General features: G+C 62.7%; 35 protein-coding genes. 18 read left to right on the top strand and 17 right to left on the bottom strand.

Features of this window, described 5'->3' with window-relative positions; genetic code table 11:
• Positions 1 to 5: 5 nt before the first annotated feature.
• The 12 genes from CUJ90_RS04385 to CUJ90_RS04330 all read right to left on the bottom strand — a co-directional run bounded on the left by CUJ90_RS04385 (position 6) and on the right by CUJ90_RS04330 (position 11029).
• Positions 6 to 302 carry a head-tail joining protein gene (locus CUJ90_RS04385; RefSeq protein WP_083085351.1) on the bottom strand — a complete coding sequence of 99 codons (297 nt, stop codon included), beginning with the start codon at positions 300 to 302 and terminating at the stop codon, positions 6 to 8.
• 10 nt (positions 303 to 312) lie between these two features.
• A complete protein-coding gene (locus CUJ90_RS04380; RefSeq protein ID WP_073432268.1) occupies positions 313 to 1311 on the bottom strand; it encodes a major capsid protein in 999 nt (332 codons plus the stop codon).
• Between the two features lie 75 nt (positions 1312 to 1386).
• Positions 1387 to 1728 (bottom strand): head decoration protein, encoded by a 342-nt coding sequence (locus CUJ90_RS04375; protein WP_073432774.1) that lies wholly within the window; start codon positions 1726 to 1728, stop codon positions 1387 to 1389.
• Between the two features lie 36 nt (positions 1729 to 1764).
• Positions 1765 to 2925: a head maturation protease, ClpP-related gene (locus tag CUJ90_RS04370; RefSeq protein ID WP_114162063.1), complete on the bottom strand. Its 1161-nt coding sequence runs from the start codon at positions 2923 to 2925 to the stop codon at positions 1765 to 1767.
• Entirely contained in the window at positions 2926 to 4437 is a 1512-nt protein-coding gene (locus tag CUJ90_RS04365) for a phage portal protein (protein WP_083085361.1), read from the bottom strand.
• Positions 4434 to 4640 (bottom strand): phage head-tail joining protein, encoded by a 207-nt coding sequence (locus CUJ90_RS04360; protein WP_083085362.1) that lies wholly within the window; start codon positions 4638 to 4640, stop codon positions 4434 to 4436. The genes CUJ90_RS04365 and CUJ90_RS04360 overlap by 4 nt, the downstream gene beginning before the upstream one ends.
• Before the next feature lie 22 nt (positions 4641 to 4662).
• Positions 4663 to 6711 (bottom strand): phage terminase large subunit family protein, encoded by a 2049-nt coding sequence (locus CUJ90_RS04355; protein ID WP_340638535.1) that lies wholly within the window; start codon positions 6709 to 6711, stop codon positions 4663 to 4665.
• Positions 6593 to 7156, bottom strand: coding sequence for a MarR family transcriptional regulator (locus CUJ90_RS04350; protein WP_208645235.1), 564 nt, complete (start codon positions 7154 to 7156; stop codon positions 6593 to 6595). The genes CUJ90_RS04355 and CUJ90_RS04350 overlap by 119 nt, the downstream gene beginning before the upstream one ends.
• Positions 7157 to 7466: 310 nt before the next feature.
• On the bottom strand, positions 7467 to 7874 hold the full coding sequence (locus tag CUJ90_RS04345; RefSeq protein ID WP_073432782.1) for a hypothetical protein: 408 nt from the start codon (positions 7872 to 7874) through the stop codon (positions 7467 to 7469).
• 17 nt (positions 7875 to 7891) lie between these two features.
• A complete protein-coding gene (locus tag CUJ90_RS04340) occupies positions 7892 to 8950 on the bottom strand; it encodes a helix-turn-helix domain-containing protein (RefSeq protein WP_208645234.1) in 1059 nt (352 codons plus the stop codon).
• A gap of 3 nt (positions 8951 to 8953) precedes the next feature.
• Positions 8954 to 10321, bottom strand: a complete 1368-nt coding sequence (gene dnaB / locus CUJ90_RS04335) for a replicative DNA helicase (RefSeq protein WP_090518743.1) — start codon at positions 10319 to 10321, stop codon at positions 8954 to 8956.
• Between the two features lie 27 nt (positions 10322 to 10348).
• Positions 10349 to 11029 carry a phage regulatory CII family protein gene (locus tag CUJ90_RS04330; protein WP_340638534.1) on the bottom strand — a complete coding sequence of 227 codons (681 nt, stop codon included), beginning with the start codon at positions 11027 to 11029 and terminating at the stop codon, positions 10349 to 10351.
• A gap of 408 nt (positions 11030 to 11437) precedes the next feature.
• Here CUJ90_RS04330 and CUJ90_RS04325 point away from each other — a divergent pair, with 408 nt between their 5' ends.
• The 14 genes from CUJ90_RS04325 to CUJ90_RS04270 all read left to right on the top strand — a co-directional run bounded on the left by CUJ90_RS04325 (position 11438) and on the right by CUJ90_RS04270 (position 18701).
• Positions 11438 to 12163 (top strand): XRE family transcriptional regulator, encoded by a 726-nt coding sequence (locus CUJ90_RS04325; protein ID WP_073432749.1) that lies wholly within the window; start codon positions 11438 to 11440, stop codon positions 12161 to 12163.
• Positions 12164 to 12271: 108 nt separating this feature from the next.
• On the top strand, positions 12272 to 12433 hold the full coding sequence (locus CUJ90_RS32600; RefSeq protein WP_161553682.1) for a hypothetical protein: 162 nt from the start codon (positions 12272 to 12274) through the stop codon (positions 12431 to 12433).
• Between the two features lie 330 nt (positions 12434 to 12763).
• Positions 12764 to 12970: a hypothetical protein gene (locus CUJ90_RS04315; RefSeq protein ID WP_073432743.1), complete on the top strand. Its 207-nt coding sequence runs from the start codon at positions 12764 to 12766 to the stop codon at positions 12968 to 12970.
• A 2-nt stretch (positions 12971 to 12972) separates the two neighbouring features.
• Positions 12973 to 13263, top strand: coding sequence for a hypothetical protein (locus CUJ90_RS04310; RefSeq protein ID WP_073432741.1), 291 nt, complete (start codon positions 12973 to 12975; stop codon positions 13261 to 13263).
• Between the two features lie 36 nt (positions 13264 to 13299).
• Positions 13300 to 13506, top strand: a complete 207-nt coding sequence (locus CUJ90_RS04305; RefSeq protein WP_235005014.1) for a hypothetical protein — start codon at positions 13300 to 13302, stop codon at positions 13504 to 13506.
• 26 nt (positions 13507 to 13532) lie between these two features.
• Positions 13533 to 14060, top strand: a complete 528-nt coding sequence (locus CUJ90_RS04300) for a PRTRC system protein E (protein ID WP_114162061.1) — start codon at positions 13533 to 13535, stop codon at positions 14058 to 14060.
• Between the two features lie 11 nt (positions 14061 to 14071).
• Positions 14072 to 14455 carry a PRTRC system protein C gene (locus CUJ90_RS04295; protein WP_084561534.1) on the top strand — a complete coding sequence of 128 codons (384 nt, stop codon included), beginning with the start codon at positions 14072 to 14074 and terminating at the stop codon, positions 14453 to 14455.
• 5 nt (positions 14456 to 14460) lie between these two features.
• Positions 14461 to 14643, top strand: coding sequence for a hypothetical protein (locus tag CUJ90_RS32300; RefSeq protein WP_152035328.1), 183 nt, complete (start codon positions 14461 to 14463; stop codon positions 14641 to 14643).
• Positions 14640 to 15707: a PRTRC system protein F gene (locus CUJ90_RS04290; protein WP_073432736.1), complete on the top strand. Its 1068-nt coding sequence runs from the start codon at positions 14640 to 14642 to the stop codon at positions 15705 to 15707. The genes CUJ90_RS32300 and CUJ90_RS04290 overlap by 4 nt, the downstream gene beginning before the upstream one ends.
• Positions 15704 to 16414, top strand: a complete 711-nt coding sequence (locus tag CUJ90_RS04285; protein WP_073432734.1) for a PRTRC system protein B — start codon at positions 15704 to 15706, stop codon at positions 16412 to 16414. Before CUJ90_RS04290 ends, CUJ90_RS04285 begins: the two co-directional genes overlap by 4 nt.
• A gap of 3 nt (positions 16415 to 16417) precedes the next feature.
• Entirely contained in the window at positions 16418 to 17209 is a 792-nt protein-coding gene (locus tag CUJ90_RS04280) for a PRTRC system protein A (protein WP_073432732.1), read from the top strand.
• Entirely contained in the window at positions 17206 to 17601 is a 396-nt protein-coding gene (locus CUJ90_RS32295; protein WP_143032040.1) for a hypothetical protein, read from the top strand. The genes CUJ90_RS04280 and CUJ90_RS32295 overlap by 4 nt, the downstream gene beginning before the upstream one ends.
• Entirely contained in the window at positions 17562 to 18329 is a 768-nt protein-coding gene (locus CUJ90_RS04275; RefSeq protein ID WP_084561533.1) for a PRTRC system ThiF family protein, read from the top strand. The genes CUJ90_RS32295 and CUJ90_RS04275 overlap by 40 nt, the downstream gene beginning before the upstream one ends.
• A gap of 69 nt (positions 18330 to 18398) precedes the next feature.
• Positions 18399 to 18701: a hypothetical protein gene (locus tag CUJ90_RS04270; RefSeq protein ID WP_073432747.1), complete on the top strand. Its 303-nt coding sequence runs from the start codon at positions 18399 to 18401 to the stop codon at positions 18699 to 18701.
• An 18-nt stretch (positions 18702 to 18719) separates the two neighbouring features.
• Here CUJ90_RS04270 and CUJ90_RS04265 read toward each other — a convergent pair whose 3' ends face one another.
• The 5 genes from CUJ90_RS04265 to CUJ90_RS04245 all read right to left on the bottom strand — a co-directional run bounded on the left by CUJ90_RS04265 (position 18720) and on the right by CUJ90_RS04245 (position 21786).
• Complete coding sequence (locus CUJ90_RS04265) at positions 18720 to 18935, bottom strand: ClpX C4-type zinc finger protein (protein ID WP_200799535.1); 216 nt, start codon at positions 18933 to 18935, stop codon at positions 18720 to 18722.
• A gap of 12 nt (positions 18936 to 18947) precedes the next feature.
• Positions 18948 to 19967: a tyrosine-type recombinase/integrase gene (locus CUJ90_RS04260; RefSeq protein ID WP_073432726.1), complete on the bottom strand. Its 1020-nt coding sequence runs from the start codon at positions 19965 to 19967 to the stop codon at positions 18948 to 18950.
• A gap of 301 nt (positions 19968 to 20268) precedes the next feature.
• Positions 20269 to 20973: a glutathione S-transferase N-terminal domain-containing protein gene (locus tag CUJ90_RS04255; protein ID WP_114162060.1), complete on the bottom strand. Its 705-nt coding sequence runs from the start codon at positions 20971 to 20973 to the stop codon at positions 20269 to 20271.
• 207 nt (positions 20974 to 21180) lie between these two features.
• Entirely contained in the window at positions 21181 to 21402 is a 222-nt protein-coding gene (locus tag CUJ90_RS04250) for a hypothetical protein (protein WP_114162059.1), read from the bottom strand.
• Between the two features lie 192 nt (positions 21403 to 21594).
• Positions 21595 to 21786, bottom strand: a complete 192-nt coding sequence (locus CUJ90_RS04245; RefSeq protein WP_073432721.1) for a CsbD family protein — start codon at positions 21784 to 21786, stop codon at positions 21595 to 21597.
• A 163-nt stretch (positions 21787 to 21949) separates the two neighbouring features.
• Here CUJ90_RS04245 and CUJ90_RS04240 point away from each other — a divergent pair, with 163 nt between their 5' ends.
• From CUJ90_RS04240 to CUJ90_RS04225, 4 genes are all read left to right on the top strand, one after another.
• Entirely contained in the window at positions 21950 to 22276 is a 327-nt protein-coding gene (locus tag CUJ90_RS04240; RefSeq protein WP_114162058.1) for a hypothetical protein, read from the top strand.
• A 273-nt stretch (positions 22277 to 22549) separates the two neighbouring features.
• Positions 22550 to 23836 carry a DNA (cytosine-5-)-methyltransferase gene (gene dcm / locus CUJ90_RS04235; protein WP_114162057.1) on the top strand — a complete coding sequence of 429 codons (1287 nt, stop codon included), beginning with the start codon at positions 22550 to 22552 and terminating at the stop codon, positions 23834 to 23836.
• Positions 23837 to 23878: 42 nt separating this feature from the next.
• Positions 23879 to 24325 carry a very short patch repair endonuclease gene (locus CUJ90_RS04230; protein ID WP_114162056.1) on the top strand — a complete coding sequence of 149 codons (447 nt, stop codon included), beginning with the start codon at positions 23879 to 23881 and terminating at the stop codon, positions 24323 to 24325.
• 161 nt (positions 24326 to 24486) lie between these two features.
• Positions 24487 to 24990, top strand: coding sequence for a YbhB/YbcL family Raf kinase inhibitor-like protein (locus CUJ90_RS04225; protein ID WP_073432713.1), 504 nt, complete (start codon positions 24487 to 24489; stop codon positions 24988 to 24990).
• Positions 24991 to 25113: the final 123 nt, after the last annotated feature.

Raw genomic sequence — 25113 nt, 5'->3', positions numbered from 1 at the left:
CCTCATCAACGGGGCCTTAGCAGCAGCACGGTCCACCCCGTGCCGTCGGGTTGCAGTTCGAACACGACATATTCGTCGGCGCCAACCGTCGCGATGCTGCCCTCACGGATCGCAACGGCATCGGCCTCGCGCACACTCACCTGCGGATGCTCGAGCTGCGTGCGCTGCCGGCCGAGATCCGGACCGAGCCAGGGCGCGGCGAACATGCCGCGCAACGGCTCGCCGTCGACGGTGATGTCGTCGTCGGCCAGGTCGCGGATCACGGCGTCGTCGAGATCCGCGACCAGATCACGGAACGCCATACGTGTCTCCTCAGGCCGTCAGCCTGATAACAGCCTTCGGACGCGTGCAGAGATGAATCGGATTCGACTGCGCCTCGATCTCGACGCCCTTGCCGAAGTCCATCAGCTCCTGCTTCGCGTAATACGGCAGACCGGTCGTGTTGACCGCCTCCACATAGTCGGCCGGCGCAAAGCGCGTGATGAAGAGATCCGGCACGCCTTCCGGCACCGCATGTGCTTCATCGTCAGCAACGTAGCCCACGTCACCGACGCGACCGCGATAGCGCTCGAAGGTGCAGCCGCCGATATCGAACGCGTCACGCGTATCGCCGCGCAGGGACGCTGCCATCGCTGTGGCAAGGTACGTTTCCTTGACCGTCTTCAGAACGATCAGCGCGTTCCAGAATTTCCGGCCGCAGAGGACGCGTGCGCCGGTAAACGGAATGTTGCCGAGTGCGTCTTCGATCGCGTCGAGCACCAACTGGCACTTCGTGCGGATCTCGGTATCAGCCACCTTATCGAGCTCGAAGTCGATCACGGTCTGCTCGATGTCGAATGCCTTGAGCAGATCCACGACGACCGATTTGCCGTCCGCATCCAGAATCTGCCCCTTGATCGCGCCGATCCGGTGGAATTCGTGCGTCGCGTCGAGCTGCCGGCGCATTTTGCCGAGCCGACGATTGACCACCGTCGTCAGCGCTTCGAGTTCGGTCTCCGAGCCGAATGCGCGCAGGTTCTGGATTTCGTCGGCGCCGATGGTTGCGCGTTGCGGCAGGTGCACCGTATTGAACGGCAGCATCTGACGCTTGCTGCCGACGACAACGCTGGCCGACGAGCCACGAATGCCAGCCGGAACCAGTGCGAGCGTGTCGCCGTCCTTCTCGATCTGGACCACCGTCGTCGTGATGCCCTGCTCTTCGAACAGGCCCAATGCCGCAAGCCGGCTCGGCACGAATGGCTGCTCGTTGATCGCAGCGCTGAGCGACGACAGCGAGAATGCATCGTCGTTGAAAAGGGCGATATCCGCCATAAAGACTCTCCTGAATAGCTGTGACGCCGCCGTCGCGATTCAACAACGGCGAAATGGTCGAAACGATGGCGCGGTCTAGCGCACGATCACGTAGTGAGCAGCGAGGTCACTGCGGGCCGCGGCATCGAGGCCCGTGAGGCGCGCTTCCGCAACCTCTGCGAGGCGAACAATGCCGACCGTGGGGCGCGGGTCCCCGGATGCGGGCAGCGGCGCGTACAGGATCGCCGTGACGATTTCGGAACCGTCTGCCGCGGTGTTGTTGTACGGCGCATATTCGCCGGTTCCGAGTGTGCCGAGCAGTTGCCCGGCGGGCAGCGCATCGCCCTTCGCAACAACGATGCGCTCACGCGAGATCTGGCCTTCGCCTTCGGAGAGAAGAAACTCGCCGGTCAGCGTGCCCTGGGTCTTGATGGTCATACAGCAGCTCCTTTCTGCGCCTCAATAGCGCCGTTATCAAAGTGACTTTGCGACGCCCTGACGGGCGGCGTAGATGGACGATGCTTTCGGACCCGTGGAGGATCGGCCTGCATCGTTCGGGGCCGGCTGCTGCCGGTTATTCACACGCGGCTGGGACTGCGTGACACGGTCGAACAGTCGCGCGCGCACCTGGTCGGGATTCAGGCCATCGCCCACAAACTGCGCGGTCAGTTCCGGCAACTTCGCCGCAAGGCACAGCCCCGCGATGTCGGTTGCGTCCCGGATCGCCGCATCGATCGTTGCGCGATCCTTCAGCGCGGTAAGCGTTACGATGCTTTCCGCGCACATGGACAGGTTGGCCGCGCGGCAGGCGTTGAACACGTGCGCGGCCAGTACACCCGGTTCTTCACGCACGGCAACTGGGCCCGGATCCTGTGGCGCGGGCGCAGGCGGGTTTTCTGCAGGCGAAGCGGGTTCGGGGGAAATCGGCGCCGGCGGATCATTGACCGGTGGGTCATTGGACGGCGGGTCAGCGGGCGGCGACGACGGCGCATCACTCTCTGCCTCGACCAGCGCCTGCACCGGCTCCGGCGAGTTTTTGAAACGGGCAAGCAGGCCTGCCGCGTTGGTCGACGCCGCGAGTCGCACCGGCTCCTCGATCACGTCGCAGAAGCCAAGCGACTGCGCTTCGAGCGCCGTGAGCCACGTCTCCGCATCCATCATCGCGGTCAGCTCCTCGTCCGTCTGGCCGCTCTTGCGCCGGTACGCCGCGAGAATCCCGTCGCGCGCCTTGTCCATCATGTCGGCCGTGCTGCGAAGATCCGCCGCCGAACCGAGCGCGATCGTCCACGGGTTGTGAATCATCAGCATCGCGTTTTCAGGCATCACGACCTGATCGCCCGCCATCACCACCAGTCCGGCGGCGGACGCGGCCACGCCATCGACGCGCGCAGTGACCTTGCCGGCGTACCTTCGCAGCGCGTTGTAAATCGCGAAGGCGTCGAACACATCGCCACCCGGCGAATTCACGGCGACGATTACCTCTGTCGCACTGGCCGCCGCGGTGTCGAGCTGCGCGATGAAGGTCTTCGCATCAGTGCCCCAGAATCCGATCTCGTCATAGATCCGGATCTCGGCGACGGCCGCGCCCTGCGCGTTCGTCATCGCCCGGATGTCCCACCACTTGCGGTTTTTCATCTACGGTTCCTGCCTTTGAATGTGCGTATCGGGCACCCCATCACCCGCGATGTCGCGCGAGCGGGGATCGGTGTCGTAACGCAGGCCAAGCGCATCGGCCCGCGCGTTGTCTGCCGCGTTTTCTCCATCGACCTGTTCGGGGTCTTCGCCCTGTTTGAGGATCGATGCCGAGCGGCTCGTCAGCCCCGAGCGGATCGCGAGCTTCTGCGCATTGACGTCCTGCACCGGGTGGATATACGGCCAGCCCTGCGGCACCCAGCGCACGCGCAGGTATTCACGGCGCGTACGATGGAAGTCCGGCATCGGCATGGCGCCCGACAGTGCGCACGCGTCAACCCACCACGCCCATGCGCGGCGGCAATACTGGTGAATGAAGATGTTCCACTGCAGCTGCTCGATCGAGCGCCGGAATTCGTTGAGCAGCACCCGCAGCACGCGGTCGCCCACTTCACGCAGGTCGCCGGTGAGAATCTCGTACGGCATGCCCACCGACGCAGCGGCGGCCATCAGCTGCTGCCGCATGAACGGGCTGTAATCGGCTCCGGCACCGGGTGGCGTGGCAAAGCGCATGTCCTCGCCGGGCGCCAGTTCCTGCACCGTTCCGGGTTCCAGTGACACCACCGGCGAGAAGCCGTCCGAGTCGAAAACCAGCCCCTCGCCCGTCACCGGATCACCCACGAGGCCCGGCTCCGCGTTCGGCTTGACGAGAAAGCCCGCGAACAGGTTGCTGATCTCCTGCCGGAACAGCACCGCGTCGTCGAAGTTGTCGAGCGAGTGCAACCGCAGCAGCACCGTCGACAGTTCGGGCACGCCGCGCACCTGCCCGGCGCGCAACGGCTGGAACACGTGCGCCACGTCGTCCGCGGAAACCGGCACGGTCATGAGACCCCCACCCGTCATCCGGCTGTATTCGCCCGGGTGACGACGCAGCAGGTGATAGGCAACCCGTCGGTCATCACCGTCGTATTCGACGCCGTTGATGATCTCGCCGCCATCCGGCCGCAGTTCATTCTTTTCGACCGGCAGCAGGTCACCCTCGAGCACCTGAAGCTGCAGCGGCACCGGCAGCCCGTCATCGGGGTGGCGCATGCGCCGGCGCACCAGCACCTCGCCGTCGCCGAAGAACGCCCGCGCGGCGAGCGTCTGCTGTCCGTAAAAATCGAGCAGGCCGTCCGCGTCGGACTCGCCGACCCAGTCGTCCCACAGCTGCTTCTGCTGTCGCCGGACAGCCGGGTCAGGATGTTGCGGATGCGGCTGGATACCCGTGCCGATCGTGTTCGACACCAGCCGCGCGATCGCCGTCTTCGCCCACGGGTCATTGCGGATCGCATCGCGCGCGCGGCTGCGGATGAGCGGCAGGTTCTGCACTGCCGCCGCATTCGGTCCGGCGCCTGACGTCTGCCACGACCGGGCGCGTGCGCCAGCGGAGCTGGCGGCTTCATAGGCCGCCGCTTTCAGACGGGTCGGCATCACGAAACCGCGCTTTGCGAGTGACGGATAGGAAGGCTTCATCGCACCCCCTTGCCGTCGTGCCGAAGACGGAACACGCGCGAGCGCGGATTCGCCCGATCGAGCGCGCGCACGATCTCGGTCTGCGCTTCACGCAGTTCCGCGATCGACCGGTAACGGACCTTGCGGTCCGCGTACTGGACCTCGAGCTCGCCCTTCGCAATCGCGGACTGGACGCGGGCGAGATCCGCCGCTGTGTAAGCCATACCGTGCTCCTGTGATGTGCTTCTATCGGCGCTTCAGATACGTTGACCGCGCGGTTCGCCGGCCCTGAATGCGCGAAACCCCGCTTGGAGGCGGGGTTTCGGGTGTGTTGCTGGGCGCGGCGATCGGCACCGGTGGATCCGGCGGCGGCTCGATGTCCGCGACGCCCGGCAGGCCGGTAGCGACCGGCACCGTATCGAAGAGAGAAGCCTGCGACAGGCGATGCTGTTCGAGCATCCAGTGCGCTTCGGTCATGAGGTGGATCTTGACGCTGCGCGCCGCGTGCAGGGCGTAGACCTCGCAGTCGAGCGCCTCGTTACGCGCACCGGCCTTCTTCTGCCAGATGCGTTTGCTGCCGATTCGCCCCGGCACCTTCACTTCCGCGGTGAGCTGCTGCAGATAGTCGCCGCGCACGCCCTTGTACCAGTGCATGCGGCCCGGGCCGTCGCCTTCGAGTTTCAGCCGGTTGTCGAGGATCAGATCCTTGGCCTTGCTCACACCGACCATGTACGGCCGCAGCCCGTACTTCGCGGCCTTGCTGTTGTTGCGCACCGAGTCGACCGGCGCCTTCGGCACGCTGAATATCTCCGCATCGATCTGCTTCGCGCCCTTGATCGCCATGATGTTGATGCCACGCTTCTGCGCGACACGCACATAGCGGTAGACCGCATCTGACGTCGAGCCGTCCGACGAGTCGATCGACGCGGCCTTTGCGCGCAGCACCCAGCCGTTCGCATGCCGGTAGCCCTGCGTGAGCAGATCGGTCAGTGCGCCCCAGACGCCGCCGACCATCGGATCGGTGCCCTGCTCGAGCACGTTGCCGTAGATTTCGTCCCACAGCACCAGCCAGCTTTCTTCGCCACGGCCCCACGCGCGCAGCACGATCGCGATCCGGTCATGCTGCACGTCGATGCCGGCGGTGAGCACCAGTGCGCCGGCCGGCACGGTGAAGACGTCATAGTCGAGCGCACGCTCCGCGAGCAGATCGATCTCGGGAATATCGCTCTCGTACTTGTAGGGGCGGCCCTCGGTGTTGTTGACGAACGATCGCATCTTCGTATCGTCGCCCGCGCGCAGTGCTTTTTCCGCGACGAGCCGCTTCTTGACGAGCTCCGCGAGTCGCGAGCCGGGAAACGGCGACACGAGTTCGTTCAGACGGAAGCCGGCGACGCCGTGAAATGCGGCGGTTGCAACCCACTGCCCGCGCCGCACGGCGCGAAAGCGCGCTGTGTCGTCCCACAGACTGCCGCAGAACGGGCACGCGTAACGCGCGGACTCGGGCGTGGCCAGCCCGAACACCTCGTGCGGCGCTTCGGCATTCTCGGTCCACGTGACGTTGTCCCAGGCTAGTTCGTGCTCTTCGCCACAATCGGGACACGGCACCAGATACCGACGCTGGTCCGACGACTCATAGGCCTGTGCGATCCGCGAGAACCCGTCGATCGTCGGCGTGCCGCCAAAGATCACCTTGCGGCGGCTGTCGGAGTAGCTCTTGTTGCGCTCCTCGAGCAGCGTGATCGAATCGCCCTGCTCGCGAACGTTCTGGTTCGCGTCATCCGGCTCTTCCACTGCAACCACTGGCGCCGGCGTCGACTTCACATCGTCCGGTGCGTTCGACGTGATGAATTTGAGAAAGCCCCGGGCGAACGTCTTGTGATCCCACAGGTTGTTCTTGTCACGGCCCGCATGCACCGGCAGTTTCGCGGACAGGCGCGGCGTCACCTCGACCATCGGCTCGAATTTTTCGAGGTTGAATTTCTTCGCCGACTTCTCCTTGGCGAACATGATGATCATCGGGCACGGATCGATGTCGATACGTCGCCCGACGTAGTTCAGCAGAACACCGTCCGTCCACGCCACCTGTGCGGACTTCATGCATACGACCTTCTGCACGCGCGGATCGTCGAGCGCGGCGTGCATACCGTGCACCCACGGCGTGATGTCCGGGTTGTACTTACCCGGGCTCGCTGCCGCCTTCGCGCTCAAACGGCGATAGCGCCTCGCCCAGTCCGTCGTCCCGATCTTCTCGGCCGGCGTCAGCAGCTTCGCCAGGCGCCGGATCACTGCGCGCACGGTCGGGGTCGTATCCAGCCAGCTGCTCGAGACATCCATTGATGTGTTCATTCAACAACTCGACATCGACGTCGACCCCATAGAGCGTGCGCATCTCCTGCGCGATCTTGTCCGGCAGCGACAGCAGGTCCGACTGGAACGCGCCGACCATCTGGCCATAGGCGCGTTCCAGCTGCTCGGCATTGACGAGCTGCCCCTTCTTCTCCGCGAGCGTAAGGATCTTGATCTCGCGCTCCACACGCTCGGTCATCGCGCGCTCGGTGGCAAGGTCGTATCCGCCGTCGCCGACCCGACCAGACGCGATACCACGAAGATGCCGGATGTACTCGACGCGGATCTCGTCGATCGATGCCTGCCGGTAGTCGATGCCGAGCTTGTCGACGAGGCGCGAAACTGCCGACTGGTCGAGGTCCAGGTGGTCGGCGATCTGCTGTTGGGTTGGCATGAATATGACCCCCCCTGGGGAATCACCAGTAGAGAAAAAACGCGGGTGCGAGCCCCCGTGTGCCTGAGGCCTATAGGGTCCCCTGCGCATTTTTTGCGCAGCATCCGCAAGATCGGGCCGGCACGGGCAATGGCACGCGAGTCGTTAGAAACCAACGGTCAAACGCAAAAAAGCCCTGACGCTTGCGCGCTCAGGGCTTGCTTGACCTGCTACCTACTGAAGTCGCTTTCTATCGACGTAGTGCAGCCCGGCAAAGGCCGCGCGCACTCGGTAGAAACCGGATCAGATTGTGGAGCGGAGTTTAGACGACCTATTTCGTTTCCGCAAGAGGTTCGGACTGCAACCGATCGATAATCGACTGCATCGACACGAACTCGCGTTTCGGCTCGAGAAGCTTTTCGCCGAGAGATCGGCGTGCATGTGCGAGCGCTAAGTCGAACACTGTCGCCGGCCGTACCTTCAGACCAAGCCGCCGGCAGATGACGAACGGCGGCTTATGCCACACGTAGTGCATCTGCAACAGTCTGCGGTCCAGTGGCATGAGCGTGCGCATCGCCACCTCAACGCGGTTTGCATCCGCAAGATCAAGCGTCGAACTGACGCTGCGCCCGGACACGCCCGGAAAGTAGATGCTCGCGACGAGCGAATCACGCCCACCATCCCCACCACCGCAACTCTGAGCACGCGCCCAGTTGATCAAACGTTCTTCGAGATTCATGCGTCTTTTTCCCCAGGTCAATCTTCGTAAAGGCCGATGTGCTGCCGGCAATAGCCGCGCCGCGTTGAGCCGGCGCCGATGATGGTCGTGGCGGCATGCGTGCAGCGGCAGCCGTTCCCGACGTGAGCACAGACCCGATCGTCAGCCGCACTCGCGGGTTGCGACGCCGCATTGGCGGCCTTGGCCGTCAGCGCGTCATTGCGACGACGGCGCAACTCCTCCCAGTTCTTTCGCAAACGCGCAGGCGATGTGATGACCTTCGCCCAGAACCTGTCACGGTCCGCCCACGCAAACAGCCGCGCGATGTCCTGCATGTCACGACCGTCTACTGCCTGCATCGCCTCGACTTCTCGCGCCCACTCGACAAGGTCGGGCAATGCAAAGTCATGCAGACGTGCCCGGATGCGCTCGAGCATCCAGCGCGCGAGCGACATCGCACCTTCGTCCGGTTTTTCTCTCTGAACGCCCTTACCTTCGTTAACCGCTAAGGGTTGAGATAGAGAGGGTTTACTTGTATTTCTGTTTACTGGTTTATTAGTAGGAACGTGGTTCCGGTAACTTTCCGGATTGGCCGCCGGCAAGGGCTCTGCGCCCGGCGCTTCGGAACCACGTTCGGCCAGTTCCGCAGGGTTACCGGAATATCGTTCCTGATTGCCCGATTCCTGCGCAACTTCGGAACCACGTTCGTCCAACTCCACAGGGTTACCTGAACGTGGTTCCGGATTGGCCAACATCGCAGCATCGTCCGCGAGATCGAAATCGATGGCATCACGCTGACGGCGCGCGACGTCCTCCGGGATCGACAGTCGATAGTGCGCATGCGCCCAGCGACGCGCCGGCCTGCGCGACTTCCAGCGCGTCAGCCATCCATTGCGCTCCGCGACGTCGAGGTGATTGCTGACGCAACGCTCCGAGAGGCTCGCCTTCTCGGCGATCGTTTCGACAGACGGCCAGCAGGTGTCGTCCATCGCATTGGTGTACTCGGCGATCACGAACAGCACCAACTTGGTGGTCGACGGCAGTTCACTGCCCGTCATCGCACGGCGCCAGGTGAAGAAAGGGGACACGGTGGTCATAGATCAATATCCTGAACCCGGGTCGGCAAAGTTTTCGAACCGGGTTATTGCGTTCTGGAATGCGAGTCGCACGGTGCCGATCGGCCCGTTGCGCTGCTTCGCGATGATGATCTCCGCAGTGCCGCGATCGGCGCTGTCAGGGTTGTAGACTTCGTCGCGATAGATAAACAGGATGACGTCGGCGTCCTGTTCGATTGCGCCGGACTCGCGCAGATCGGACATGACAGGACGTTTGTTTGGGCGTTGCTCAAGGCCGCGATTCAGCTGCGACAGCGCGACGACAGGCACACGCAGTTCCGTTGCGATCTGCTTGAGCGAGCGTGATATCTCGCTCACCTCGGCCGCGCGCATGTCCGAATTGCCGCCATCGCCCGACATCAGTTGCAGATAGTCGACGACTACAACGCCAAGCCGGCCGCACTCGCGGTGCAGCCTGCGCAGCCGGCCCTTGAGCGTTGAAGGCGTCAGCGAGGCGCCCTCGAGCACGTGGATCTGCGCGTCTGCCATCAGTTGCACACCGTGCGTGATGCGCGGCCAGTCGTCGTCCTCGAGCGTGCCGGTGCGCAGGCGGTGCTGATTGACGCGGGCCGTCGACGCGAGCATGCGCATCGCAAGCTGCTCGGCGGGCATTTCCATCGATACGACCGCAACGGGGAGACCGAGCTGCATCGCCACGTATTCGCCGATGTTCATGGCGAAGGACGTTTTACCCATTGAGGGCCGGCCGCCCACGATGATGAGCTCGCCTTCGTGCATGCCGTCGAGCCGGCTGTCGAGATCGACAAAGCCCGTCGGCGTGCCGGTCACGCCACCCTTGTTTTCCCTGTGGAAAAGCTCGTCGATCCTTTCAATGACTCGTGTTAGCGCCGGCACCAGCGGCTTGAACTCGTCGTCCTTGCGGCGATCGGTGTCGGAGAGCCGCAGAAACGCGGACTGCGCGTGATCGACGATCTCCGATACCTCGCGTCCGGCGGTGTTGTGACACATATCGATCACCTGCATCGCCGCGCGACGACAGCCGCGCAGCATTGACCGGTTTCGAACGATCTCCGCGTATCGCGCCACGTTGGCCGCGCCCGGCGTCGACTGGACGATCTCATTGAGGTACTGCAGCGGCTGTTTGATCCGAGCCCCGGTCGCCTGCAGACGCTCAAACACCGTAATGGCATCGGCCTGCTTCTGCCCGAGGATCAACTGCGTGATCGCCCGGAAAATCAGCCGATGATCGGATACCGTGAAATCGTCTTCAGCCAGCAGCTGGCCGATCCGATCGTACGCGCTGTTATCGAGCATGAGTGCGCCCAGCACAGCCTGCTCGGACTCAGTCGATGCGATAGGCGCGTGCGCTTCCAATGGGTCATGTGCACCCATGTATTCCCCCGGTGAGCGAAACGCGACTTACTGTCGATTGATGCTGGCCGCAGCGCGTGCGGTCGTGATCGTCTGCTCGATCTGACGCTGACCGTCGCGCCCGATCCGTTCGATCGCCTCAACTTCGCGAGGATCGATTACGCCATCGGATGCGGCGCGCCGAACCTCCTCCGCGAGGCGGCCGGTTTTGTCGCTCACGCCGAGCGCAGCGGTGACAAGCGCAGTAATACCCTCCTCCGGATCAGGCCGCTGATTCAGCGCTGCCACCAGGCCGAAGCGCGCATTGAACGCGTGCACGGCATCGAGCGCGTGCGGCTGGTTTTTCTCAAGCATCCATTCGACGAGCAGCTCGAACATTTCGCCCGAGATCCGGGCGCCCTCCACTTCGCGCAGTTTCAGACGAAGCGATTCGCCAGTAATGCGGATGCCGCGACGGTCGGTAAGAAAGCGCGCGGCATCCTCAACCTTTCCCGGCGTTTTCAGCACTGAGGTGTAGAGCACATCGGTCCATGTTGTATCGCTGTATCGGCAGGTCACGCTAACCCCTTGTGGATAACTGTTTTTCATGCTGTTTACGCACGCACTGTTTTCATACGATGCGTCCATCAACAACAAACGGTGAAGCAAATGAACAAGCAAGGGAAAAGGCCCGGCACGGCGAGGCGCTCGTTCCTCGCTCGAAAAACCAAAGAGGTGATCTACGCCCATATCCAGTCGCGGCGATCCGAATTGGCATTTGCGACTTTCATGGCACGACTGGTTCAGCCAGCCGGTCCGCACAGGGAGTCGCAACCAACGGCGTCACCGACGTCTATATAAAAGTCGGCTACCGGTCCCGCCGCGGGCAGTACCTGGACGATTTGCTGCGCGCGGCGAAGCGGGACGCCATGGGCGAGCCAATAGCTGACGTGCTGTTGTTTCACGTTGGGCGCAACTCGTTGTAGCGCGCTTGCCAGCGCAGCCTGCGTACCCGCAAGACCAATTGCCCGGACCAGTCCAAGACTTCGCACTTTGTTACCCGCTCGTTCAGAGGCGCCCAGCATAACAAAGCTTGTTTGTTGATTCAACAAATTAAGTGTGTTTGTGGGGCACAAAATTTATTTGTATTCTCAGCGCATGAACCTCGCCCACAACCTCCGCCGCGCTCGCGAAGCACTTGGACTCTCCCAAGCCGACCTGGCGCAAGAAGCGACCAAGCTTTCGCAAAAGCCAATCAGCCAGCAGTACATCAACAATATCGAAACGGGGAAATCACTGCGGCCTCGGGAACTTGACGCAATCGCCCGAGTGCTAGGCGTGACGTCGGCGCGGCTCACATTCGGCGAAGTGCAGGCAGACGGCGGCGAGTCAGCCGAACGTCAAGAACAAAAAGGAGGCGTACTCGTATGGGAGACGCCCGAAGACCTACCCGAGGATTCCGAAAGAGTGTGGATTGACAAGTATGAGTATCATTTTTCGGCGGGCAACGGGGCCATTCAGTGGGAAGTACGGGAAAAGAAGGCTTTACCGTTCAATATGTCGTTCTTCCGCTCAATCGGCTCAAAGCCACAAGACTGCAAGTTACTGGTCGTCCGCGGCGACAGCATGGAGCCCTTCCTGTTTCATCGCGACGTGTTCATGATCGACGAAGCGAAGACGCGGGTGTCAGATGGGGGAATCTACGCGGTCCATTTTGAAGACGAGGCCCTCGTGAAGCAGGTCTTCAAAGAATCCGGCGGCGGCGTACGCCTGCATTCCTACAATCCGGCATTCCCGGATCGATTTATCCCCGCGACCGAGATGGGCCTGCTCAGGATCGTTGGAAAGCTCGTTTATCGATCTGGGGCAGGCCCGGCCACGTAATTACGGGCGGTAGGAAAGCAGGCGTCGACCGTCACAACAAAGTAAATTTGTTGATGTAACCAATTTTGTTTGTTATTCTCCAACCAACCTAGTTTGTTGGAGAGTCACATGTCGTCGTACCGCTGCTACTACCTTATGAAGGGCGATGAGCCGAGTCCGCTCACGCCCTTCATCCAACTCAAAGCCACCCACGCAATCTACGCGGCGCATCTCGCTATGCGTCTGACGGGCTGCGCGCGCGTGATTGACGTCATTCGCGTTCAGGGCTGAGCAATGAGCAGCCACAGCCCCGCAATTGGCCAGCGCCTCACGAACGGCGAGCTGGCGGCCTTCATTCAGCGGCCACGCCGAACTGAACAATACGAGAACTCCCTGCGGGACTGCTATCAGCGTACTCGCTCGTTCGCCGGCGCCGTGCTCGCCGCAGGCATCTCTCTGGCGTTCGGACAGCGGGACACGCGATGAAAAAACCGCTTCCGCTCTGGCAGATCTGGTTAATCGCCGCACTCGTAACGTTCGCCCTCGCCGCGGTCGATTCCGAGGACGACGGTGCTCCGGTCGTTCGCGCTGCGGCGCCCCGGCAAATCTGAGGCGATGGTCATGGACAAGAGCCACCTTCCCCGGCACCTGCTTCGCGTCGAATGGCAGCTGCTGCACATGGTGGGCAATTTCGACACGGCCATCCAGAAACCCGAGGTCCGGCAGACGCTCGAATCGTCGGCGCGCGCCCGCGAGCTCCGCGAACAGCGTCGCCTTCGTGAACGAGGCGACGTGAAGCGTCGCGCCAGCGGCGATTTCGACGACTGACCATGATCCGATATCACGTCCGTTGTTGCCACTGCGCGACTCGTCGCTGCCTGCGCAGACACCCCGACCAGTTCGCCCGTTTGCCGCGCTGCTCCGTTTGTGGCCGGCGCACCTACCGGCTCGACCGCTGGATGAACCGGCGCGATACAACGAAGACGCGGTGCGATTGCGAAGGCTACTGGTTTCCGCATCGCCGGGGCTCTCTTTTCTGCTGGTATCGCAGCGATGGCACCGGCCGCTTCCCCGGCGACACAGACTTCGCCGATCGCAACTACGACGGCCTCGCGGCCTGATGACCAACCATGCCAAACATATCGCAACTCGCCGGCATGCTGCCGCGCGATCCAAGGTTTCGCGAGTGGCTGTCGTCCGCGTCACAGGTCGAACAGCTAACGGCCGAAGAAGCGGCAGAAATCATCCGCACCGTTTGCGGAATCGACAGTCGCCGGGCGCTAGCGACCGACAAGGCTGCGGCAGAACGCTTCCACAACCTTTTGCGCCGCCCGTTCGTCGAGTGGCGCTCACAGCAGCACTGACTCTTAACCTCTCCGGAGATAGGCAAATGTCCCTATTTGCATCGCTGTACCCGCTTGCCCAGAAAACGACGCTCACCCTGCTGATTACGGCCGAAGGCGACCAGTTGCGCGTGAACGTCACGCCGCGCGCCAAGGATGACGTCAAAGGCGAAAAGACACTCTATCCGCTGTCGATCCTCGCCACTCCCGACGAACTCGATCGCGATTTCGCAGAGGCTGTCGCGATCTACGAGCCGAGTACGCAATCGGTACTCGACCAGGCACGCGCAGCGAGCGAGGCCAACGGAACGGGCAAGTCCGCGCCGGCACCCGCCGCAACGAAGGGCAAGCCGGGACGCAAGGTACGAAGCGGATCGGGCGATGCAGCCGATTCGAACCAGCCGCCGGTGGCCACTGACAGGGTCGAGCAGGAGGCGCTGCCCGTCGACCCGCGGCAGACCGCGATTCCCGGCCTCGACAGCGAAGCAGCCGCCGCCGGCGACACGCCGCCCGCTCCCGCCGATGCAGTGGCGGTGGCAGCAGCACCCAACGCAGACGGCGTCGACATTTTCTGAGGAGCACGCCCATGAAGACCCAGGCACTTGCGCGCGAGTTCAGGTACAACGGCGCGAAACTGACCGATCCCTCCCCGACATTCACGCTCCAGCAGGTTCGTGATTTTTACGCGAACACCTATCCGGAGATCGTCAACGCCGAGATCGAGGGGCCGGATGTCGTCGGCAACAGGAACGTCTTCACGTTCCGTCGTGCAGTCGGCACCAAGGGATCGGGAACTGCCGAACCCGATGTCCGCCTGCAGATCGACGAGATTCTGCGTTCCGACCGCGTTTCGCACTCCGTGCGCGCGTACCTGAACGAAACGGACCGTTTCGCAACCGCCCACGCATGCCCGCTGCTCGACGAGGAAGTCGTGTTTATCGGGGCGCTATTCAACCGCTACGTCGCCTGATCGCCATGACACTCGATCAATTGCGCCGGGAATTGCAGCGCGGCACGCTGTGTGGTCCGGACACCCCCGCCTTACCGGGCGTGGCGTTAGGTGGCCAGCTTGCCTGCGCGCTGCTCGAAATAGCGAGCAGACGCAGCACGGGCCCGCGCCTTCAGTTGCCACGCGAACAGATGCCGGTGCTGCCATGAGCTTTTCATCCATCGCCCTGCCGTCACTCGACGGGATTCCGCCGCGCTACGTCATTCAGACAGGCGATGCGTTCGCCCGGCCGTTCGCGTTGTCACTCCTCGATAACGGCGTGATCTCCGAGGCCGACGTCTCGCGCCGGCCGTCGTCGGAAATTGCACTTTGCGCGAAAGCGCTGACACGCAGATGGCGCGAAATCACCGGAGACCTTACGCGATTCGACTGGCACCTGCACATTGAGCAGGACCAATTCCGCCTGCACGGTGGCGATTATTGTCCAAGCTCCCGCGACGCCAATCCTGATCTGGTATGGGCACGGCTCGGCACGCGTCACGGCCCGTTCAGTTGCGCTCAGGTTTGCGTAGGGCCGGCCGTCGAACACCTCGAAGGGTTGCGCGCCGGGTTCGGCCAGACGGTACTGGCAGCGCTCTACGACGCCCTCGACCTGCTTCCGCTGGTGTGCACCACGCGCACGGCAATAAGCATCGCCGAATTCACCTACTGGCAAGGGATCTGCGACGAAAGTGCGGCCATCAAGAACGCCTTGATGTATTACGGCGTCGCCTCGAAGAAAGAGCTTCTCTCGGAGACCGACTTCGTAACCCACAGCCAGATCTATGGGCGCATGCCGAAATGGGTACGGCACCCGAACCGCGCCCTGTCTCGCGCGCAGCTTTCACGTGCTGCGAGGCCGGATGCTTTTGCGCAAGCCGTCCTGAACGCAATGGACGAGCTGTGGCAGGTGCTGCGCTGGTGCGGGCCGTTCGCCGATCTTTCGTCACCCGATGCCGGCGGCGAACTCGTCGACTTCACGCTGATCCTGCGATGGACAGAAGACGACTCGATCGGACGAGTCATTGACGACTTCGGTCACGAATGCGCCCAGGGCGATTGCATCGAGGCCGCCGCCATCACCGGCCTGCGCCTTTCCGATAACTCCATTTCGACCTGGCTGCAACAGATGCGCGCGACAGCAATGCTTGCCGGCGCGGCCGAGCGCGTACTCGACCTGCTCGGCTCGAGGGAGTTTGAACAACAACGCACTCTTGTAAGGGTGTTCGCATGAACGACGTTGTGATCCATCACCGCGGAAACATCGACCTTGAACTGGACGCCGCGCTGCTCTTTTACAGATCAAAGGCCGGCGACATCTATGCGACACAGCACACAGCGCGCGTTGTGGATGATCGTCCCGTACTACTGCCCGGCACGCCGATGACGCTCGAGGGCCTCGCCGATTTCGTCGAACTGGCGGCCAGACGTACCAGCTATCGGGGTTTCGTGCACGACCGCGTGGTCTATCTGGCTCCTAACACGCTCGCATGGTGGCTTCCCGCCGGCACGCGCAGGGTCTGGTTCAAAACGACCAGCAAGCTCGCCGATCGCTCTGGCGAGTGCAATCACCCCCCGCTGCTGTTCATCGTCAACAGGCGCAGCTGGTCCGTATTTGCGCTTCGCCACAACGAACGCCCGGGCGCGGGTTCCAGGTTGTATCAGGCGCCCTACTTCAACGTGTGGGACGACGGGCGTATCTGCGTTGGCAACGCCGACACGCCGAAGACGATCAGCAGCGACAGCATCAAGCCGTATGAAGACGCGTTCTTTCGCAGCCGTTTCACGCACGCGAACACCCCTCGCCTGATCCGCAGACGCGGCGGCGCCGTGCGACTCTGGCTCGATCTGCTCGAGGGCGCCGAATTCCCCCTCCACCAGTTAATCGACACCAAACGCACGCTCGCAGACGTCATCAATAACCTGACCGACAAGGATTGAATCATGGATAAACTGCTCGCCTCATTCCAGAACGCCACCCAGGAGGGCCTCAAAACCATCGCCGCTGCGCTTGAGCAATTCTCGCAAGGCGTCACTGACGAACTGGCCCGCGTCAAACCACGTGCGATCGCTGCGGCCGAAGACGACGAAAACCTCCCGCTCGATGCCGCGCTGTTCGACAGCGCTCCGACCGTCGCCGTGCCGAAACACGCAAAGTTCGCGCCGCTCGCCGATGTCGGCCACCGCTTTCTCATGACGGCGCAAGGCGTATTCATCGAAGTGCGCCGCCCCTGGCTGCACGTCATCCAACAACTCGCGAAGCACAACGATACCGGCCCGCGCCCGCCGTACGGCGACATCGAGCCGAAGATCGAACTCGCCTTTGGCCGACTCGGCGTTGCGCTCCCGTTCCTGCAGGCATTCGCCGAGGAGGCGCGAGCAGCGCTGCCGAATGAACACGCAGCATGGGTCGTGTGGGATCAGCAGAAGAAGGAACTGGCCTACAAGGCGTTGCATGTCTCAAAAGCTACGCCCGGGTCGATCACATTCGAACGACCGCAACTCGCCGCACATGAGAGCCTCGCGATCGATATCCATAGCCACGGTGACGGGGCGGCCTTCTTCAGCGACCAGGACAACGCCGACGACGCCGGCGAGGTGAAAATCTCGGCGGTGCTCGGCGGACTCGGCGAAGGCGCTACGCCGAGCGTCGCCTTCCGGCTCTGCGTACTCGGCATGTTCGTGCCACTCAAGGTTCCGGCCGACGCGATTTTCAAAGTTCCGGAGCCAGCATGAACAACCTGGACATCATTCACTACGCGGCGCGCGCCGCGAACTGGGAGTCGCGCCGATATCACGCGGTCGTCCACGTGCGCCCGCGCCATGATCCCTCTGCTCAGTGGAGCCCGTTCGATCCGCTCAGGCGCGATTCTGACTCAGCGAAACTGGCAGCCGCGGCACGCGTCAACGTCACTCATCACGATGGGTATGTCGCAGCGTCAGCGGGCGTGGGTGCGCTGCTGGTTTTTGCGCACGAAGATATCAACGTCGACAGGCTGCCCGATCTGGATTGCGCTGAACGGCGTCGCGCGCAGCGCCGCGCAATCGCTGAATGTGCAGCGCTGATCGGCCGTGACTCTGGCCCGCTATGGTGGAGGAAAGAACCCGTGCTGCGGAGGGTGCCATGACGCATATTACGCCCGCGCACTTCCTCGAAAAGTGCGTGAATGTGGCCCTCATCGGTTGCGGCGGCAATGGCTCGCAGATGCTAACGGGCCTTGCACGGCTGAACCACGCACTCACTGCGCTCGGGCATCCCGGTCTGCAGGTCACGGCGTTCGACGGCGACACGGTGAGCGAGGCAAACATCGGCCGGCAGTTGTTCAGCCCCGCCGACATCGGCCAGCACAAAAGCGTCGTGCTGGTCCATCGTCTGAATGCGTTCTTTGGCCTCGACTGGCATGCGCGGCCGATACATGCAGGCGCCAGCGAACTGGTGCACGTCGGCGCGAGCATCGCGATTGTCTGTGTCGACAGTGCGGCGGCCCGCGCGAAGCTGGCCAGGACGCTTCGAAGCACCGCAGCCTATGTGATGGATCTCGGCAATCGCACCAGCGACGGCCAGGTCATTTTCGGTGCCAGCCCGTCCGCGCCGCACGCCGGAGGCGTCCCGCTGCGCTGGCCGTATGACGTGCTGCCGGAACTGATCGACACATCGGTACCCGAAGACGACACGCCGAGCTGCGGACTTGCCGAGGCGCTCGAGCGTCAGGAGCTTTTTATCAATCAGGCGATCGTCACGCCAGCGCTAGGAATTCTGTGGGAGTTTTTCCGGCACAGACAGCTCACCTGGTGCGGCGCGTTCGTCAACCTCAAAACCGGTCATGTGCGGCCACTGCCTGTGAATAAATCGTGATCGACTACATAGCGTCGCAAAAAGCGGGCGCTACTCTTTGATTCCCGCCGCAAGGGGTGAACTATGGACATGACTGAACTGAAGGAACTACTGCCCGCGCTGACGCGCCTCGTCGCCGCTCTGGAAAAACCGCGCAAGCTCGAGGAAACTCTCTGGAGTACCGAACAGATCGGTGAATGGCTTGGCCTGTCAAAACAAACGGTCGAGTTGCGCGTCGTCACGCGTCAGGGATTTCCCGCCGCCTTGCGCCCCGTCGACAGCAAGCAGGCGCAGCGCCGCTGGTTCGCCAGCGACGTACTCGAGTGGGCACGGATGAACAAAGGAGTACTGCCCACGCCCCGACCGGGGCGGCGGCGAAAGCAAGTGCATTGACGGGAGAGTTTTGGTTACCTAACGCCTCTGACCCAGCTTGCGAGCCCAACCCCTGGCGGCCTCAACGACGGACGAGGGCTTGTTTTCCAGTCGTCGTTCATCGACGATCTCTTTGGACAGGTCAATACACTCGTCGCAGATCGCAGCGTCGTCGCGCCCGGCCACGATCATTTCGACCGAGTACTGGTTCTTGCCGCAGAAGTCGCACAGCCACACATTATTTGCACTTTTCACACGCAACCCACCTCAATCAAGACGGGCCGCCAACTCAGCGGCCGTCTCGTCGTAATAAATCATCAACGATTGAATGTCGCGGTGGCCGATCATCCTGGCCAGCGCCAGCACGTTCAGCTTCCTCGACAGTCGCGTCGTCGCCTCGTGCCGCGAGTCGTGAAAATTCAGATCCGCAATATGCGGTTTCTCTTTCGCCACCTTCGTTCGAACCTTCCGCCAGAGCGCGTCGACGCTCGCCTGCGCAATCGGGAAGCATCGCGGCTCGCCCTCGATCTCGGGCAGTCTTTCGAAGAGCGCCATCGCTTTTGAAGAGAGCGGGACGTCGCGCGCATCGCCGTTTTTCGATTTTGGAATGTGCACATAGCGTTGCGACAGATGCAGATTCGATCGCATCGTACCGACGATCTCGCCCTGGCGCATCGCAGTTTCGATCGCGATCAGGAAAGCAAGCGCGGTGTACTGCTGGGTCGTCTTGACGGGCCCGTCGTCCGTCAGCCCGAGCGCCGTCGTCATGAGCCGCGCATCTTCATCGGGCACACGGCGCCTGCGCGACGGCGGATCCTTTGGCCGCTTGACCTCGTGCACCGGGTTCGAATGGATCCACTTCCAGTCTTTATGGGCGGCCTCGAATATGGCCGATAACAGGTTGAGATCCCGGTTGACCGTCGACGACTTGACCACTTTCAGTCGTTTATCACGCCAGCGGGTGATCTGCTCAGGCTTGATGTTGCGCACCAGATCGCCAACGAAGCCTCCCATCTGTTCCGGCTCCTTGAAAAAGGCGATGCGCGTCACGTTCCAGTCGTGTTTGCCCATGCCGGGTGACACCTTGTCGAGATATTCGTCCATCGTGTCGGCCAGGGTTTTCTGCACCTTGGAGTATGATCGACGGCGTCCGGCGTCGATCTCCGCCTCGAGCTTCGTCGCCCAGGCGACGGCTTCGGCTTTGGTATCGAACGTGCCCGATTCGCGTATATCGCCCTTGGCGACTTCCGCGCGCCAGGTCGAGCCGCGTTTCCGGTATGAGGCCATATCCCTTCCAAAATTGGCGTAAATTTGGCGTAAAGGATACAGGAAAGCTGGAGGATTCTGGAGGAGTTAGGAATCGAATCCGTATCTTCGAGTCAGCCTCAAAGCCTTGCCGGGCAAGGGTTTGAAAAACTTCGGTGGATTCTACCGGAGTCTGATGGGTAGGCCGGATGTCCCTGTCAGGGGGACCAAGTAGCTTCCCAGCACTTCCCAAGTTTGCATAAGAAAGCCCCGTAAGCCTTGCGCCACGGGGCTTTTTTCTACCCACAATTGCCCAACACAACCCAGATTCCCTAGAAATGCATCACTGCCGCTTCGGAATCTCCAATCCCCTCACCACCGCCGGACGGGCGACGAACGCGGCCAGCACGCGCCTCACGTTCGCAAAATCCTGGATGCCGACGAGTTCACCCGCCTCATAGAAACCGATCAGATTGCGCACCCAAGGAAACGTCGCGATATCGGCAATCGAATAGGTGTCGCCGAGAAGCCACTCACGTCCTTCGAGCCGCTGGTCCAGCACGCCGAGCAGGCGCCTCGACTCGGCGACATAGCGATCGCGCGGACGTTTGTCCTCGTACTCCTTGCCGGCGAACTTATGGAAAAAACCGAGCTGGCCGAACATCGGGCCAATGCCGCCCATCTGGAACATCACCCACTGAATCGCTTCATAACGGCCGGCGGCGTCGCGCGGAATCAACTGGCCCGACTTGTCCGCGAGATACAGCAGAATCGCGCCGGATTCGAACAGCGGCAGCGGCTTATCGTCAGGACCGTGCGGATCGATGATCGCGGGAATCTTGTTGTTCGGATTGACCGACAGAAATTCCGGCGTCATCTGATCGTTGGTGTCGAAGCGCACGAGGTGGGGCTCATACGGCAGACCGGTCTCCTCGAGCATGATCGACACCTTCACGCCGTTGGGCGTGGGCAGCGAATAGAGCTGAATCCGCTCGGGATGCGCGGCAGGCCATTTCTTCGTGATCGGGAAGGCGGATAGATCGCTCATGTGCTGACGTAACCTTTGTGCGAGAGTGGCGACGGGTAATTGGACTCGGGACCATCGGTCGACCGACCGGAATCAAGGCCCCGAACGCGCGAGCGCCAAATATAAACCGACTCCGCGCAACGCGTGCGCAAACGCGCATCAGCGAACGTGGGACTTCGAAGTTCGCTCCGCAGCCGGTTCCCTCACCAAACCCACCGACGCCAGCCGTCACCACAAGTCTTTCGTCGCCGTACCGGCGCGCAGGTTATATCCTTCGCGCCACAATGCCGCGCCGATGGTCAGCATCAGCATCTTCTGCTCGCCGTCGAACTGATCCCAGGCCGAAGCAAGCCAGGTCGCAAAGCTCGCGCAAACGGGTTCGAGGTCGACGGGCACCTTGCCCTCCAGGTACTGCCGCTCGAACATCGAGAGTATTTTTTCGGGTGTCATGGGCGTCTCCTGCTTATTGTTGGATGCGCCAAGTCTAAAGGCGACGCGCGGCGCGCGAAACGTCCGCGGCGCGGACACCGGGTTACTCCCAGGCGAGATCGACCGCGCCGCCGAAGTCCCGCCCCCAAGGCCCGGCCTCGAAAAAAGAAAGGCGCCGAAGCGCCTTCCCGTCGAGCTGCATGCCAACGTGAATTACGGCCTATTGCGTTTTGCGTCGTCCTTGGCGTCTTCCTTTGCATCGCCGTACGCCTTCTGGACCTTGCCGGCGCCTTGCTGCATACCGCCCTTCAGTTCCTTGCCGGGATTGTCCGTGGCCTTGCCCACGGCTTCGTTCACCTTGCCCTTGACCTGCTGGCCCGCACCCTTCACTTGATCCTTGTTCATGTTCGGCTCCCTATCCGCATGTCGGCGCGACACTACGCCAGTAGCCATTTTCAGCAACGGGCGTACCAGCCTGCGTTCGCGTCGATTCCTTCAGCGAAAGGCCCGCACAAAAAAACCGCTAAAGTCCCGCAGCGGCCGGCCGTAAACCCGTCAAGGAGGAGCCATGAACCGCACACTCATCACGCTTTCGGGGTCATCGCAGGCCGCGCTGGCCGATCGGGACATCGCGCACATCACGCGAATCATGCGGCCGGCCCTGCATGGCGACCTGGGCGGACCGATCTTCCCCGCCGCCTACTGGCGCCAGCGTCTGTTCCAGTTGCTCGACACCGGCAGCTTGTCCCACGCGCAACTGTGCGCGGTTGACAGCCTCCTGCTCCAACTCGATCAGTTCGAAAGCGGTCCGCCGCCCGCATGGGACAGGCTGGCCCCCGCGGCCGCCGCATTGTTTCCCCCGCCCTACTCGACCGACGCCGGCCAGTTCGCCTGACGCGCGGCAGCCGTGCGCAGCCCAACCCAACAACGCAGGTCACGCCCCCGCCTCCGCTTAAAAAAATGGCCGCGAACGACGCCGCGGCCTCAACACGTCGCAACGCGGGGACTTCGCGTCACGCCGCAAGCGTACACGACCCAATGTGACAAAGACGTTTAGCCGATCTCCGCCCGGTAGCGTTCGAAATTTCCTGCCCATCCAGCCCGAAACCGAGAAAAATGGGACGACCTTAGGTCATAATGTCCGCAAAAATTCCCAGCAAGGACACCCGTGACCCTCGCCGCACCGCTCGAACTGCTCAGGCAGGCGCGCGCCCGCTTCACTCAACGCGAAATCGCCGCGCACGTCGGCAAGGACATCAAGACGGTGCGTCGCTGGGAAAAAGGCGAAACGCCTTGTCCGGCCATGCTGGAGCCGGCGTTGCGCGACCTGCTGCGCACCGGCGCGCGCAGGAGTGGCCCGAACGGTACGGCCGGCGACGCCAGATTCCGCTTCATCGACCTGTTCGCCGGCATCGGCGGCATTCGCATGGGGTTCGAGGCGCATGGCGGCGAGTGCGTCTTCACCAGCGAATGGAACGATTTTTCCACCAGGACGTACCGCGAGAACTACCCCGCCGGCGACGCGCACGCGCTGATCGGCGATATCGTGTCGTTCCCCGCCGAGGACGTACCGAGCCACGACGTGCTGCTCGGCGGCTTCCCCTGCCAACCGTTTTCGATCGCCGGGGTCAGCAAGAAAAACGCCCTGGGCCGGCCGCACGGTTTTGAATGCACGACGCAAGGCACGCTCTTTTTCGACGTCGCGCGAATCATCGCGGCCAAGCGCCCCGCCGCGTTCCTGCTGGAGAACGTGAAGAATCTGCTCTCGCACGACAAGGGCCGCACCTTCGACGTGATCCTGCAAACCTTGCGCGACGAACTCGGCTACGAAGTGCATTACCGCGTGGTCGACGGCCGGCATTTCACGCCGCAGCACCGCGAGCGCATCATCATCGTCGGCTTTCGCGGCAAGACCGGCTTTTGCTGGGACGATCTCAAGCTGCCAACAACCGGCCCGCGCCTCGGTTCGATCCTGCACCGCACCGACGGCGGCGAGCCGGTGCTGCCGTGGGATCACGACCGCTTCTTCGATCACGCCGGCCAACGCGTGCAGCCCAAGTACACGCTCACACCGAACCTCTGGACCTACCTGCAAAACTACGCGGACAAGCACCGCGCGGCGGGCAACGGTTTCGGCTTCGGCATGGCCTATCCGGACAGCGTCACGCGCACGCTGTCGGCGCGCTATCACAAGGACGGCTCGGAAATCCTCGTTTATCAAGGCGAGGCGCTGCGCCCGCGCCGCCTCACGCCGCGCGAGTGCGCGCGGCTGATGGGCTTTCCCGATACCTTCAGGATTCCGGTCAGCGACACCCAGGCGTATCGGCAATTCGGCAACAGCGTCGTCATGCCCGTGATGCACGAAGTGGCGCGCATCATGCTGCCGCACGTGCAGGCGCTGCTCGCCGGGACGACGCACGATGGCTCGCGGCAGGCTCTATCGCTCCATGCGTGAAACCTCCAATGCGCGCGCCGGTGCGTCGCCACAACCCTGACCATGGTCGATATCGTCGATAGCGCGACGCGCAGCCGGATGATGTCCGGCATTCGCGGCCGCAACACCAAGCCGGAAATCCTGATCCGCAGCCTGCTGCATCGGCAAGGCTTTCGCTTTCGCCTCGACGCGCGCGATCTGCCCGGACGCCCCGACATCGTGCTGCCGCGCTACCGCGCCGTCGTGCTGGTGCACGGCTGTTTCTGGCACGGCCACGACTGCCATCTGTTCAAGTGGCCGCAAACGCGGCCCGAGTTCTGGCGCGAGAAAATCGGCCGCAATCGCAGCAACGACGACAAGGTGCGTGAAGCGTTGCTGGCGAACGGCTGGCGCGTCGCCGTCGTGTGGGAATGCGCTTTGCGTGGCGCCAATCGTGATATCGAAGGTGTATTGCGACGGCTTGTCGAGTGGCTGAAAAGCGACGCGCCGGGCTTCGAGGAGCGAGGCTGAAAGCCAACTGCGGCATGCCGTGCTCACGCGAATGCCGAGGCCGCTGGTGCTACACTCAATTGGCTAACGCAAGGCGCTTTCGCGCGCCGCCATGTCAATGAGCCGGCAGCAAAATCTCGCGCCCCGAGCATCCCAGAACCAACCAGGAAGGGAGGCACACAATGGCTGATTTCCGTCTCTGGTCCGACGATTTCCCCACCAACGGCTTCATGTCGAAAGCCCAGGAATACCACGACAAGTCGTTCGGCGGGGACGGCGAGAACATCTCGCCCGCCCTGCAGTGGGACGCGCCGCCGGCCGATACCCAAAGCTTCGCACTCACCGTTCACGATCCCGACGCGCCCACGGGCAGCGGCTTCTGGCATTGGATCGTGGTCAACATTCCGGCCGACGCGCGCTCGCTGCCGCGCAATGCCGGCAAGGCCGACGGTTCGCTGCTTCCTCAAGGCGCGCTGCAATTGCGCAACGACTACGGCACGGTCGGCTTCGGCGGAGCCGCGCCGCCGCGAGGCGACAGAACGCATCGCTACATTTTCCGGCTGCATGCGCTGAAGGTGCCGCATCTGCCGGTCAATGCGGAGACCACCAACGCGGTCGCGCGCTTCATGACGCACCTGAACGAAATCGACTCCGCCACCCACACCGGCCTGTACGAACTCAAGTAACGCGGAACACGCGACGCCGGTGCGCGGCAGCGGGCACCGGCATCGCCGCTGCCGCGGTCGAGCTTCCGAATGCGGCAAGCAACGCGGGCGGCTCGACGTGCCGCAGCCGAGCCGCTCCACTAC

It is taken from the genome of Paraburkholderia terricola, assembly GCF_003330825.1.
GTDB lineage: Bacteria > Pseudomonadota > Gammaproteobacteria > Burkholderiales > Burkholderiaceae > Paraburkholderia > Paraburkholderia terricola.
This window is presented reverse-complemented; position numbering and strand designations above follow the sequence as displayed.